The organism is Solidesulfovibrio aerotolerans (assembly GCF_009856865.1).
In the GTDB taxonomy this organism is placed as follows: Bacteria; Desulfobacterota; Desulfovibrionia; order Desulfovibrionales; family Desulfovibrionaceae; genus Solidesulfovibrio; species Solidesulfovibrio aerotolerans.
Window position 1 is genome coordinate 132,010 of the sequence record NZ_WVUD01000003.1, and the last position, 12,873, is coordinate 144,882.

Genomic DNA, 12,873 nt, shown 5'->3' on the forward strand with positions numbered 1-12,873 from the left:
ACTCCTTTGGCCGCGCGGGCGGCACTGCCGTCATGCCAAGCGACATCGACGGATCAGGGTCGATCCGTCGTCACTTCGGCGGCGAAACAAGCGGCGGGCTTTAAATATCCGCCCCAAGTTCCCGATACAGATTGATGTAGTTTTTGGCGGCCTTTTCCCAGGAATAATCCGCCCGCATGGCCCGCACCACCATGGCCCGCCACGCCTCGGGCTGGTTCCACATTTCCAGGGCGTCCAGCACGGCCCGGTAAAACAGTTCCGGGTCGGTGTCGGAAAAGGTGAATCCCGTGGCCTGGGGATCGGGCCAGGGCACGATGGTGTCGCGAAGCCCGCCCACGGCCGTAGCCACGGGCGGGGTGCCAAAGCGCAGGGCATACATCTGGGTCAGGCCGCAAGGCTCGTAGCGCGAGGGCATGAGAAAGATGTCGGAGCCAGCCTGGATGCGGTGGGCCAAATCCTCGGTGTAGCCGATGCGAACAGCCAACTGGCCGGGATAATTCTCCATCATTTCGAGCAAAACGGCTTCGTAATCGAGGCTGCCTTCGCCAAGGACCACCACGGCGGCGTCCTTTTCCATGATGCGGCCCATGATGTCGATGAGCAGATCAATGCCTTTCTGGTCGCGGATGCGGCCGATAAAGCCCAGGATGGGACGCTTTAAAAACCGGCGGTCCAGCCCCAGTTCGGCCACGAGGTTGCGTTTGCAGATGTCCTTGCCGGACAGGTCATCGGGGCTGTAGGTGCTGGGCAGGTGTCGGTCGTTGATCGGGTCCCAGACGGTATAGTCTGCGCCGTTTAAGATACCGCGCAGTTGCGAGGACCGCTGGGACAGAATGCCTTCCAGGCCGCAGCCGAATTGCGGATAGAGGATTTCCAGGGCGTAGGTGGGGCTGACGGTGGTGATGATGTCGGAATAGGCGATGCCGGCCTTGAGCAGATTGAAATCGCCCCAGAATTCCGCGCCATGAATGCCCCAGGCTTCCTTGGGCAAGCCCGAATCAAAAAAGAGCCGCGAGGCGAACCGCCCCTGAAAGGCCAGGTTGTGGATGGTCATGACGGTCTTGGTGTTGCGCCAAAACGGAGCGGCCGGGCGCAAAAAGTGCAGATAGGCCGGGACCAGCGAGGCCTGCCAGTCATGGGCGTGGACAATGGCCGGCGCGCCGTCGAGGCGGCTGGCCCAGGCCATGGTGGCCCGGCAGAAAAAGATAAAACGTTCACAGTTGTCAAAATAATCGCCGTCATGGGTATTGTAATAGAAACGACGGTCGAAATATTCACCGCGCTGGACGAAATAGACCGGCACGTCGTCGCAGGTCGCGGTGTAGATGTCGGCGGTGATGGGAGCCCAGGGATACCCGACGCGGCATTTGGAATAGATCAGCCGCAATTGATGGTCGCCGTGATTGAGGCGGCCGTAATACGGGGCGATCAGGGCGACGTTGACGCCCTGGCGCTTGAGTTCCTTGGGCAGTGCCCCCATGACGTCTCCAAGACCGCCGGTCTTGGAGAAGGGATACATTTCCGAAGCGACAAAGAGGACCTTGTGATGAAACTTCATCGCTCTCCTCGGCATGGCCGGTTGCGTTCCCTGACGGCAAGGCGGGGCATCCCTGTCCGCTCGTCCGTCTTTGATGGCAGGCTGTCCGCTGACAATGCCGATGCGGCGACTCCGGGAGCACATCCCGCCCGACATGGCGACAGCCTATAACAAACTTGCGCCGCCGTCACCGCGCATGCGGATTGATCTGTTTTAAATAATTCTCGTAATCATTGAGGATACGGGCATGATCAAAGCATATCGGACTGGGCCACTGGCCGAGGGGAAAAACGCCCACGCCCTTGGCGTCATCGCCGGCGGCCAATTCGTCCGGGTCCACGGCCTGGGCAATGTAGACAACGCTTAAGGTGTGGTGGCGGGGATCGCGGGCCGGGTCGGAATAGACGCCGAGCAGCCCCGTCAGTTCCACGGTAAGCCCGGTTTCCTCTTTGGCCTCGCGAATGGCCGCAAGCTCCGCCGGCTCGCCGTAATCGACGAAACCGCCGGGCAAAGCCCAGCCATGGGGTTCGTTTTGGCGTTCGACCAGCACCACGCCGCGCCCGGGAATGTGGATCAACGCATCCACCGTAGGCACGGGATTGCGGTAATGGACAATGGGATGGCCGCACTGGGGACACGGTTTGACGAGGGACATGGGCACAGTCTCCGTGAAAGATGCGGGACACTTTCCCCGGGAGAGGCGGCAAAATGCCCGTCCTTTCCGGGAAAGAAGTCTCAAGCGTTTATAAAGAAACGTCTTTTTCCATTACCGAGAGTACGCGAAATGCAAACCCCTGACAAGATCGTTTTGGAACATGCCGGTGCGCTTGGGGATTTTTTCTTGGCCTGGCCGGTTTTCCTGTCTGTGCTGCGCCACTTCCCCGGCATCCCGGCCCATTTCGCCGTGCGCCCGTCCCTGGCCGGCTACCTTTCCCCCCTGGCCACGCCCTGCCCGCCCGAGATCCGCCGGGGCCTGGACGCCCGATTTCAGGGGAACGGCTGGCCCGATGTCCTGCAAAACGTTTTGGTGGTTCGCCCGGGACTGGCCGCCCGTCCGCCAGGAGTGCAGGCACCGCAGTTTCTGTTTCTGCACGGGGTCGTGCCCGGCTCGGCGGCTTCGCCCCGCGACCTCTATAAGGATGCCCTGGCCCGGTGCGGCATTGCCTTTGCCGCTGATTACCGCGAAACATTTCAGGCGCTGTTCGGCCGTCCTGGGCCGCACGGCGACACCGTGCTGCTTTTCCCGGGTGCCGGCCATGCCGACAAGGGCTGGCCCCTGGCCCGCTTTGAAGCCCTGGCCAGCCTCCTAACCCGCAACGGCCTGCGGCCCGTCTTTGTGCTGGGGCCGGCGGAACTGGAACGCGGCGTGGCCCCTTTGGCCGGCGAGACACTTGCCCCGGCCAGTGTGGAAGCGCTCTCGGCGGCCCTAAGAGCTGCGCGCTGCGTCATCGGCCCGGACTGCGGCCCGTTGCATCTGGCCGGGCTGCACGGCGTTGCCGGCGTGGCGCTTTTCGGTCCCACCGCACCGCGCCAGTGGGGACCGCAGGGATTGGCCATCGTCACGGCCGACCTGCCCTGCTCGCCGTGCGTCGGGGTGACGTCCGGGGAATTTGCCGCTGCCTGCCCCCGCCCGCTGCCGTGCCTGGCCGGCATTGCGGTCGACACGGTCTGGGAGCAGGCGCAGGAGGTATTGGCGTTAGGGTGACGAGATGATCCCATACCCACGAAAGCGGAAAAAGGCGAACATCGGTCAAATCAAAAACAAACGCCGCCACCTCGCTGGTTTCCACACCGACGCCAGGGGGAGAAGGCGAACAGGCTTGCGGCCACATTCCGAAATCCGTATCAACTTCCGCAAGCTGGTCAGAGACAGCCTCGCCGTAACCGGCTCTTTCATCTCGGAACCCATCGCGAGGACACCGTATGCAGGTCAGCAAACGCGAAGCGAAATTTCTGCGCCGGGCCATTGTCGAATGGCAACACACGCAACGCCTTGACCCTGAAACCGCACAGCGTCTTACCGATGACATTGCCGTCATCCCGTTCGACTGGAAAGCCCTTGGCAAGTATTCCTTTCTGCTCTCGATCATCTGCATCATCATCGCGCTTGTTGCAGTTATCAGCGACGATTATCTGCGAGAGCTCCTGCACGTCCTTTTCAATGCGCCACCGCTGGCCAAATGCGCCGGCATGGCGGCCACGGCCGGGGCCATTTTTACGTTTGGCCTGCGTCGGCGGGGCAAATATCCTGACAAGAGCTTCAGCAACGAAGCGATATTCTTTCTTGGCGTTTTAGCCGTGGCCGGGGCCGTGTACCAACTCGGTCTGGCTCTGGGCAAGGACAGCGGCCATTTTTCCCTGCTCATCCTGCTGTCGTGCTTGATCTATGGCGTGCTGGGCTATTTTTTCCGCTCTGGGCTCATCTGGCTTTTTGCCCTGCTTTCGCTGGGGGGCTGGCTTGGGGCCGAGACCGGCTATGCTTCGGGCTGGGGGGCCTACTACCTGGGCATGAACTACCCGCTGCGCTTTACCCTTTTTGGCGGCCTGCTCACGGCGGCGGGACTCGCCCTGCAAAGCCAGGAAAAGCTGCGGCCGTTCCAGCACACCACCCTGGTCATGGGCCTGCTTTATCTGTTCATTGCCCTGTGGATACTCTCCATATTCGGCAACCATGGCGATGAGGAGACTTGGGCGCGGGTCAAGCAGATCGAACTGTTTCACTGGTCGCTGCTATTCGCCCTTGCTGCCGGCTGGGCCATCTATTACGGCCTGCGCCACGACAACACCACGGTCAAGGGATTCGGCCTCACCTTTCTCTTTCTCAACTGCTACACGCGATTTTTCGAATTCTTTTGGGATTCCACCAACAAGGTTATTTTCTTCGTATTGCTCTCGGTCAGTTTCTGGGGACTGGGCCATGTGGCGGAGAAGTTGTGGCGACTTGGGGAGAAAAGGCAGGCGTAGGATCTCTTAGCCGCTTACGAGCTGATACCCGGCCGCTTCAAGCATTGCCGCCGCCGTCGCCCCCTGGCGAAAAATCCGCAGCCGCCGCCCGCCGAGCAACCCCGCAACTGTCGAGGCCGGGCCGCCGGCCGGGGGCATTCCTGCCGTTACGAGTCCGTCGGCCGCAGCCACCACCGCCGGATCAAGCTCGCCCGGCACGGCCGCCGGCGCGCCGCCGCTGACATTGGCGCTGGTGGCAACCAGCGCCCCGCCGGCCAAGCGGCACAGCGCAGCCGCAGTCTCGTGCGGCGTAAAGCGCACCGAGGCCCGGCCCAGCGCGTCCTTGACCAGCCCCGGCAGACTGGCCCGGCACGGCACCACCAGCGACAGCGGTCCGGGCCAGAACCGGTCGGTCAGCGTGGTAAAATCCTCGCCCAACGGCCCGGCCAGAAAACCGTCGGGCAATACGGCGGCGAGCTGGGCCATGTCACCCACCAGCAGCGGCAAGGGCTTGGCGGCCGGGCGGGCCTTGATGGCCGCAATGCGGGCCAGGGCCGCCGCATCGGTTGCCAGCGCGCCCAAGGCGAAATAGGTTTCCGTCGGATAGACGATACAACCGCCGCCGCATACTATCTGTGCTGCTGCGGCAAGTGTGCTCGACTGCATGGGGACTGCCGCCTTTTGGCCCGTTTAGGCCTGGGATCGGGATTGGACTTCCGGCATGGGTCCGGGTAGTTGCGGGAGACAACCTAGCACCAACGCGCCAAAGGGAAAAGCCATGCCCATCGATCCGCGCCGCATCGCCGTGGCACCACTGCCGCTGCCGGGGCCGCAATTTCTGGCCGGCATCTTAAACGCCCTGCCCATCTGGGCGCTGACTTCCCAGCAAAAGGAACTGCGCCTGTCCCTGGCCGGTCTGCTCCTGGCCCAGGGGGCAGGCCAGCCCGATTGCGCCGCTGCCGCCAAGGGCCTGCTGGCCTATGCCGGCCAAATCGATCCCTTTGACGCGCCAAGTCTGGCCCTGCTCGCCCAGACCCAGGCCCAGACCCCTTTTCTGCCACCCCGGGCCGCCGCCATGGCCAGCCTGCTGGCCGGAATGCCGCAACCGGCCGACGACGTCTCCTACGAGGCCATCGCGGCCAGCGGCGATGCCGATCTTTTTATTCGCTATCTGGAAGTGTCCTGCCGCGACCGCGTCGCCGGTCTGGCCCGGCTGGCCCCGGCCTTTGCCGGCCTGTGCCGCCTGCCCGACCCCCAACTGGCCGAGCGGCTGCTTGCCGAGTTTGCGCCCGTGCTCCCGCCATCGCTTTTCGCCCGGCTGGCCGCCGAATTTGCCGTGTTGCGCCTGTCCCCGGAAATCGCCCTGGACCGCCTCGCCACCCTTGACGCCGATGTCTGGGGCCTTTTCGTCGCCCTCGCCACCTCCCACTGCCTGGACCGCCTGGGCGACCGGGAAGGAGCGCTCAGCGCCTGTCTGACGGCCCGGCGCGTTTTGCCCTATCATGTCAATCTGACGCTTCGCGCCTTCGAACTGGCCAAGCCCGTTACCGTGCCGCCCCCGGCCAAGGCCGGCGAAGTTGCCGTGTGCCTGTATTCGCTTAATAAGGCCGAGCTGTTTTACGACTGCCTGACCCACCTGGCCGCGACCGATCTCGGCGAGGCAATGGTGGCGGTCCTGGACAACGGTTCCACCGATGCAACGCCAGACATGCTGGCCGGGATGGCCGCCCGGTTCCCGGCCGGGCGGTTCGTCAGCGTGCGCCTGCCCGTCAATATCGGCGCGCCAGGAGCCCGCAACTGGCTCCTGGCCCTGCCCGAAGTGGCGGCTTGCACCCATGTCGCCTTCCTGGACGACGACGCCTTCCCGCAACGCGACTGGCTTTCCCGCCTGCTGGCCACGGCCCGGGACAATCCCATGGCCGGGGCGGTTGGCTGCGCCATTAACGATCTGGACGCGCCGCGCGACCACCAGTCCGCCGATTTCAACCTTTTCCCGCCAAACATGGGCCAGCCGACCATGGCCGAGGCCAAGGAGCGGCTGTTTGTCTGTGAAGCCTGCCGGGGTGCTGCGGATTTGAGCCTGTTCGCCTATACCCGCCCCTGCCTGTCCGTGTCCGGCTGCTGCCATCTGCTTTCGCGCCAAGCCCTGACAAAGGCCGGTCCGTTTGACATCCGATTTAATCCCACCCAGTTCGACGATCTCGAACGCGACATCCGCTCGTTTCTGGCCGGCCATCCCTGCGTGTACGACGGCACCGTGCGCGTGGGGCACAAGCAAGGCTCCAGTCTGGCCAAGGCCCAGACGCAAGCGCAAGTGAGCCAGGTGCTGGGCAATAAGATCAAGCTGGAATACGCCGTGTCCGACGCCGACGCCGACCGCCTGTGGCGCGAGAATCTGGCCCTTCTTGGGCGCGATCTGCTGGAAAAAGCCCAGGTGGTGGAAGGACTCGCTTAATCCAGCGTCTGGCGGTAGCGCTTGATCCCAAGTCCCAAAGAGGCGAACAGGAAAAGGCCAATGGGCCACATGTGCGGCGCGATATCCACAAAGGTGTTGCCTTTGAGCACGATTCCCCGCACCACCCGCAGATAGTGCGTGAGCGGCAGCACCGAGCCGATCCACTGCGCCCATTCCGGCATGCCCTGAAAGGGAAACATGAACCCCGAAAGCAGGATCGACGGCAGAAAGAAGAAAAACGACATCTGCACGGCCTGCAACTGGTTCTGGGCAATGGTTGAAAAGGTGATCCCAACGCCTAAATTGGCGGCAATAAACGGGAAAGACACCAGAAAAAGCAGCGGCAGGCTGCCGATGACCGGCACTTTAAAAAGTGTCATGGCCGCAATGATAATAAGCCCCATCTGGATATACCCCACCACAATATAGGGCAGCATCTTGCCCAGCAGCACTTCAACCGGTCGCACCGGCGTAATGAGCAGATTCTCCATGGTGCCGCGCTCGCGCTCGCGGGTGATGGCCAACGAGGTGATGATGACCAGGGTCATGGTCAGGACCACGCCCATGAGTCCGGGCACGATGTTATACTGGGTGACAGCTTCGGGATTGTAGCGGGCGTGCAGGCGCAGCTCCACCGGCCCGTTGGCCGGGCGCAGGGCTATTAACGGGCCGGTGAGGTCGCGGGTAAAGGCATCGGTTGCGGCCTGGCGGATGGCGGACACGGCATTGGAGGTGGCGGACGGATCGGTGGCATCGGCTTCGAGCAGCACCACCGGCCGGTCGCCCCGGGCCAGATCGCGGCCGAAGTTGACGGGAAAGGTCACCACGAACTGGATGCGCCCCAGCCGCAGCAGTTCGTCGGCCTCGGCTTCCGTGCCGATCGCCTGGGTGAATTTAAAATAGCTGCTGTTTTGCATCGCCATGGCCATATCGCGGGAAAAGACCGACCGGTCGTTGTCGAGGATGGCCGTGGGCAGATTTTTGGGGTCGGAATTGATGGCGTAGCCAAAAAGGATGAGTTGGAGCAGCGGAATGCCCACCATCATGCCAAAGGTCACCCGGTCGCGGCGCATCTGGGTGAATTCCTTGGATACCATGGCCGCGAAGCGAATCAGGGAAAACGTGACGATGCGGGCCATCAGGTCACCGCCTTACGCATGAGGCTGATAAAGACCTCTTCGAGGTTGGAGGGAATCTGGCGCAGGGTCAGCGGCGGGGCAGCATACGGGGCCAGACTGTGGGCCAGGACATCAGCCTCGCGGCCGCTGACGTGCAGGGTGATGCCAAAGGCCACCACCTGCTCAACACCCGGCAGGCCGCGCAACCGGTCGATCAGGCCGTACAGTTGCGGGCCGGCAATTTCGTAAGTGACCAGCCCTTCGGCCGCAACGACCTGGGCCACCGTGCCGGTGGCCAACAAATGCCCGTAGGCAATGTAGGCCAGACGATGGCAGCGCTCGGCTTCATCCATATAATGAGTGGAAATAAGGGCTGTTATGCCCTCACCGGCCAGTTTGTGGACCTCGTCCCAGAAATCGCGCCGGGCCATGGGATCGACCCCGGCAGTGGGTTCGTCCAGAAGCAGGAGCTGCGGTTCGTGGATCATGCAGGCGGACAGGGCCAGCCGCTGCTTCCAGCCGCCGGACAGGGTGCCGGCCAACTGGTCGCGAAACCGGCCAAGGTTCATGCGCCCGATGGTGCGGTCAATGGCCGCGCTGCGATTGGCCACACCGTACATGCGACTGATGAAATCGAGATTTTCCCGCACGGTCATATCGTCATAGAGGGAAAATTTCTGGGACATATAGCCGACATGGGGCTTTATCAGCTCGGCCTGGGTGCGCACGTCAAAACCAAGGCAGGTGCCCTGCCCGTCGTCGGGCCGCAACAGCCCGCACAACATGCGGATAAACGTGGTCTTGCCCGAGCCGTTGGGGCCTAAAAAGCCGTAGATCTCCCCCCTGCCCACCTGCATGTCGAGGTGGTCCACCACGGTTTTATGGCCAAAGACCTTGGTCAGGCCGGTCACGTCAATGACCGGGGGCGACGGATTCACTGGGGGCCTGCGCCGACCGCAGGGTCCAGGGACACATCGATGGGCTGGCCGGGATGCAGGCGCACGGCGTCGGCCGGGGTAAAATCCGCCTCGACCATGATGACGAGTTTTTCCCGAAACCCCTGGCTGTAGATCACCGGCGGCGTGTATTCGACCTGGGGGGCGATATAGCGGATGGTCGCGGCCACCGGTTCGGCCCCGCCGTCCCAGGCCACCCGCACCGGGCTGCCCACAGCCAGCCGGCCGGCCACGGCTTCGGGCAGGAAAAAGCGGGCCTTGATGTTGGCGTCGGGGAGCAGCACCACCACCGGACTGCCCGCCGCCACCCATTCGCCCTGGTAGTGCAGGGTATCAAAGACCACCCCGGCCACCCCGGCCGACTGGCGCATCTGGTCGAGATTCCAGCGGGCCTGCCCAACAGTTGCCCGGGCAGCGTCCACGGCATCGGCCGCCGCCGTGATCTGATCGATGCGGCTGGGCAGCCGGCCCGTGGCCAGTTTGGCTTCCAATTCCTTGACTTGATGCTTGTCCCGGACGTTGGTCGTGCGCACGGTGTCGAGCTCTTCCTTGGCGATGGTGGCCGAGGCGTAGAGCTTGACGCGGCGCTCGTATTCCAGGCGCGACAGTTCGTGGGACGCCTCGGCCCGGCGCAGATCGGCCAGAATCTGGTCGATTTCTTCGGGCCGCAGTCCTTTTTTCTTGTCGTCCAGGGTGGCCTCGGCCTGGCGCAGATCGGCCTCGGCCAGGGCCAGCCCCTGGGCCTCGTAGGCGTGTTCCAGCGCGTAGAGCGGCTGCCCGACGGCCACCCGCTCTCCCCGGGAAACCAGCAAGGCGTCCAACCGTCCGGCCAGTTTGCCGGCCACGTAGACAAAGTCCCCTTCCACATAGCCCTGGTAGGTCGTGGGGCCGGGCTGGTCGCAGCCGGCCAGGCCCACGGCCAGGGCCAAAGCCGCAGCCAACAGTGTCAATCGATGCATGGGCCACCTCCGCCAAGCAGGCCGGGACCATCGGTCCTGGCCAGACCGCGCCCCATGACCTGGGCCAGAAACGCCGCCATATCGGCAACAGGCCTCTCCATATCCAGTCCCATATCCCGGCCCGCAGCGGCAAAGCGCAGCCGCAGGGGTTCGGACAGGCAGTAGACGATCATCGACCCCACCAGGGTCAGATGCACAAACACGGGCTCGGCTGCAACCAGCAGGCCGGCCGCCTGCCCCCGGGCCAAAATGCCCCGGGTGACGGCGAAAATGCGCCGAAATTCTGCCAACGCGGCTTGCGGCATGTTGACCGCGCCCGAGGCCATTTCCAGGGCCATGATCCGGGGCAGCACCGGCAGGCGCGTAAACAGGTCGGCCAGAGCGGCGGTCAGGGCGCCCAGGGCGGCACCGGGCGCAGTCTCGGGGGCTGCAGCCTGCTCGAGTGTTCCCGCCACCTGGGCAAAGAGATGCAGCAGCACGGCCTCGTAGAGTTTTTCCTTATTGCCGACGTGGTAATACAGCCCCGCCTTATTGACGCCGGCCCGTTTGGCAATGGCGTCAACCTTGGTTCCGGCAAAACCTTCCCGGCTAAACTCCTGCGCCGCGGCGTCGAGGATACGCGTTTTTACATCTGGGGCATCGACCATTGGACTCTCCGGTTAAACCATTCGTTTCAAACAAACGGTTAAAACGTCTTGTCGCCGGCGTCAAGCTCGAACCGGCGCTGTCCACTTCCCATTTTGGTTAAACAAGTGTAATCAAAAGTCCGGCCGGCCCGAGAGCGTTTAATCGCCGCGCCTGGAAACGATGACACAAACCGCCCTTTCTCTGCTTTTCGCACCGTTTACGGCTGTCGGCCGCGCCGCTCTAACCTTTGTGGCCGAGCTTGGCGGCTTCTCTATTTTTCTGGTCCAGGGATTATGGCGCATCGTGGTCCCGGCTCCGTCGTGGACCAAGATCGTACAGCAGGTCTATTTCATCGGGGTCAAATCCATTTTCGTCATCGCGCTCATCGGCCTGTTCACCGGCATGGTGCTTGGGTTGCAGGGGTATTACACCCTGGTCAAATTCGGCAGCGAGGGCCTTTTGGGCGCAGCGGTGGCCCTATCGATCATCCGCGAGCTTGGCCCGGTGCTGACCGCCATCATGATTACCGGCCGGGCCGGTTCGTCCATGGCCGCCGAAATCGGCATCATGCGCATTTCCGAGCAGATCGACGCCCTGTCCACCATGGACATCAATCCCATTCGTTTTTTAGTGGCCCCCCGGCTGGCGGCGGCGCTTATCTGTTTTCCGCTGCTGACCGCTCTTTTTGATGTTGTGGGCATCATGGGCGGCTATATTTCCGGTTGTGTGCTGCTCGGCATCAACCCCGGCGTCTATTTTGACCGCATCGACGCAACGGTGGAATTGGCCGACGTCACAGGCGGTTTTGTCAAGGCCCTGGTCTTTGCATTGCTTGTAGCGGCAATTTGCTGCTATGAAGGCTACTTCACCCATACCCGGCGGGAGGGCTTCGGGGCCAAGGGCGTGAGTCTGGCCACCACCTCGGCGGTGGTCCTTTCCTGTGTGGTTATTTTGGTCGCGGACTATGTCCTGACCTCGTTTTTGCTGTAACGCAGAAGTCGGCGGGCGTGTTGCAAGTTGCGCGGGTTCGCCGTAAAAGGCCGGTGGCATGAAAAAATACGCGATGGAAACGTCGGTCGGCATCTTTGTCCTGGCTGGACTTTTGTGTGTGGCCTATCTGACCGTCAAGCTCGGCAAGCTCGAAGTCATCGGCGGCGATGGATATCAGGTCACGGCGCGGTTTAAAGACGTGACAGGGCTTAAAAGCGGTGCCTACGTGGAGATGGCGGGCGTGCGGATCGGGCGGGTATCGGGCATAAAGCTTGATCAGAAAGATCACGCCGCCCTGGTGGCCCTGACCCTGGACAAGGATGTGCGGCTGACCGACGACGCCATTGCCTCGATCAAGACGAGCGGGCTTATCGGCGACAAGTTCGTCAAGATTTCCCCGGGCGGTTCCGATGATCCTTTGCGTCCCGGCGGCCTGATCGTTGAGACCGAGTCGTCGGTTGATTTGGGCGATCTTATCGGCAAATATGTTTTTGGCGGGGTGAAATAGCCGGCCTCCCGCCCTCCCCTGACTTTTACCAGTGGTGGAAATTGCGTATGCAACGCTTCATGTCTTGTCTGGTGCTGTTCCTGATCCTCATGAGCGCCACGGTCTCCCGCGCCTCGGCCGGCCCGGCCACGGACACGCTGAGCCAGTCGGTTGACCGTATTATCGGGCTGCTGTCCGACCCGGCGTACAAAAACCAGGAATCCCGGCCCGGTCTGCGGGTCAAGCTCATTGCCTCCATTGCCGAAATTTTCGACATGAAAGAACTGTCCCGCCGGGCGCTTGGCGCGGAGTGGAACAAGTTTTCCCCAGAGCAGCAGGACCGGTTCGTCAAAGCTTTCGGAACGCTGCTGGAAAACACCTACCTTGACAAAATCGAAAGCTACACCGATGAAAAGGTGCAGTATCTTAAAGAACAGGATCTTGGTGACGGCAAGGCCGAAGTAGCTACCAAGGTCGTGGGCAGGGGCAAGGAGATTCCCATCTCCTACCGGCTGGTGGATCGCAGTGGCTGGAAAGTGTACGATGTCATCATTGAGGGCGTGAGCCTCGTACAGAACTACCGCAGCCAGTTCGGCCAGATCCTCATGAATGAAAGCCCTGATGCCCTGATTGCAAAAATTTCGACCAAACGTTCCTGAACCCCGGTGGGTGTCTTTGCAACCATATCGGTACGCGGCAGTGAATAGTTTTTGACACAGGCCCCGCACAAGGGCAAAAGACATGTACAATGACGCTTCGGTAGAGCTGTTTTTTTTAAACGCAAGAACCGCGTGGAGATGC

Annotated in this window: 13 protein-coding genes; 6 read left to right on the forward strand and 7 right to left on the reverse strand. The window is 62.4% G+C overall.

Annotated elements, in window-relative coordinates:
- Positions 1 to 100: 100 nt before the first annotated feature.
- A complete protein-coding gene (glgA, locus tag GTA51_RS03355) occupies positions 101 to 1,558 on the reverse strand; it encodes a glycogen synthase GlgA (protein ID WP_160958667.1) in 1,458 nt (485 codons plus the stop codon).
- Between the two features lie 166 nt (positions 1,559 to 1,724).
- The gene (locus GTA51_RS03360) at positions 1,725 to 2,192 is read right to left on the reverse strand and encodes an NUDIX domain-containing protein (RefSeq protein WP_160958669.1); all 468 of its coding nucleotides are present in this window, start codon (positions 2,190 to 2,192) and stop codon (positions 1,725 to 1,727) included.
- A 129-nt stretch (positions 2,193 to 2,321) separates the two neighbouring features.
- Between GTA51_RS03360 and GTA51_RS03365 the strand changes: the two genes are divergently transcribed.
- Both GTA51_RS03365 and GTA51_RS03370 read left to right on the forward strand, forming a co-directional pair.
- Positions 2,322 to 3,242: a glycosyltransferase family 9 protein gene (locus GTA51_RS03365; protein ID WP_160958671.1), complete on the forward strand. Its 921-nt coding sequence runs from the start codon at positions 2,322 to 2,324 to the stop codon at positions 3,240 to 3,242.
- A gap of 218 nt (positions 3,243 to 3,460) precedes the next feature.
- Positions 3,461 to 4,501 (forward strand): DUF2157 domain-containing protein, encoded by a 1,041-nt coding sequence (locus tag GTA51_RS03370; protein WP_160958672.1) that lies wholly within the window; start codon positions 3,461 to 3,463, stop codon positions 4,499 to 4,501.
- Positions 4,502 to 4,507: 6 nt separating this feature from the next.
- On the opposite strand, the gene GTA51_RS03375 is transcribed toward GTA51_RS03370, so the two are convergent.
- The gene (locus GTA51_RS03375; RefSeq protein WP_160958674.1) at positions 4,508 to 5,146 is read right to left on the reverse strand and encodes an L-threonylcarbamoyladenylate synthase; all 639 of its coding nucleotides are present in this window, start codon (positions 5,144 to 5,146) and stop codon (positions 4,508 to 4,510) included.
- A 112-nt stretch (positions 5,147 to 5,258) separates the two neighbouring features.
- Here GTA51_RS03375 and GTA51_RS03380 point away from each other — a divergent pair, with 112 nt between their 5' ends.
- The gene (locus GTA51_RS03380; protein ID WP_160958676.1) at positions 5,259 to 6,935 is read left to right on the forward strand and encodes a glycosyltransferase family 2 protein; all 1,677 of its coding nucleotides are present in this window, start codon (positions 5,259 to 5,261) and stop codon (positions 6,933 to 6,935) included.
- Here GTA51_RS03380 and GTA51_RS03385 read toward each other — a convergent pair.
- The 4 genes from GTA51_RS03385 to GTA51_RS03400 are packed head-to-tail and all read right to left on the reverse strand — an operon-like array spanning position 6,932 to position 10,615.
- Positions 6,932 to 8,074: an ABC transporter permease gene (locus GTA51_RS03385; protein WP_160958678.1), complete on the reverse strand. Its 1,143-nt coding sequence runs from the start codon at positions 8,072 to 8,074 to the stop codon at positions 6,932 to 6,934. The two genes, GTA51_RS03380 and GTA51_RS03385, sit on opposite strands and share 4 nt — an antisense overlap.
- The gene (locus GTA51_RS03390) at positions 8,074 to 8,991 is read right to left on the reverse strand and encodes an ATP-binding cassette domain-containing protein (RefSeq protein ID WP_160958679.1); all 918 of its coding nucleotides are present in this window, start codon (positions 8,989 to 8,991) and stop codon (positions 8,074 to 8,076) included. Before GTA51_RS03390 ends, GTA51_RS03385 begins: the two co-directional genes overlap by 1 nt.
- Positions 8,988 to 9,968 carry an HlyD family secretion protein gene (locus tag GTA51_RS03395; protein ID WP_160958681.1) on the reverse strand — a complete coding sequence of 327 codons (981 nt, stop codon included), beginning with the start codon at positions 9,966 to 9,968 and terminating at the stop codon, positions 8,988 to 8,990. Before GTA51_RS03395 ends, GTA51_RS03390 begins: the two co-directional genes overlap by 4 nt.
- On the reverse strand, positions 9,956 to 10,615 hold the full coding sequence (locus GTA51_RS03400; protein WP_160958683.1) for a TetR/AcrR family transcriptional regulator: 660 nt from the start codon (positions 10,613 to 10,615) through the stop codon (positions 9,956 to 9,958). The genes GTA51_RS03395 and GTA51_RS03400 overlap by 13 nt, the downstream gene beginning before the upstream one ends.
- Positions 10,616 to 10,775: 160 nt before the next feature.
- Between GTA51_RS03400 and GTA51_RS03405 the strand changes: the two genes are divergently transcribed.
- The 3 genes from GTA51_RS03405 to GTA51_RS03415 are packed head-to-tail and all read left to right on the forward strand — an operon-like array spanning position 10,776 to position 12,731.
- On the forward strand, positions 10,776 to 11,585 hold the full coding sequence (locus tag GTA51_RS03405; RefSeq protein ID WP_160958684.1) for an MlaE family ABC transporter permease: 810 nt from the start codon (positions 10,776 to 10,778) through the stop codon (positions 11,583 to 11,585).
- Between the two features lie 58 nt (positions 11,586 to 11,643).
- Positions 11,644 to 12,093, forward strand: coding sequence for an outer membrane lipid asymmetry maintenance protein MlaD (gene mlaD / locus GTA51_RS03410; protein WP_160958686.1), 450 nt, complete (start codon positions 11,644 to 11,646; stop codon positions 12,091 to 12,093).
- Positions 12,094 to 12,140: 47 nt separating this feature from the next.
- On the forward strand, positions 12,141 to 12,731 hold the full coding sequence (locus GTA51_RS03415; RefSeq protein WP_160958688.1) for an MlaC/ttg2D family ABC transporter substrate-binding protein: 591 nt from the start codon (positions 12,141 to 12,143) through the stop codon (positions 12,729 to 12,731).
- Positions 12,732 to 12,873: the final 142 nt, after the last annotated feature.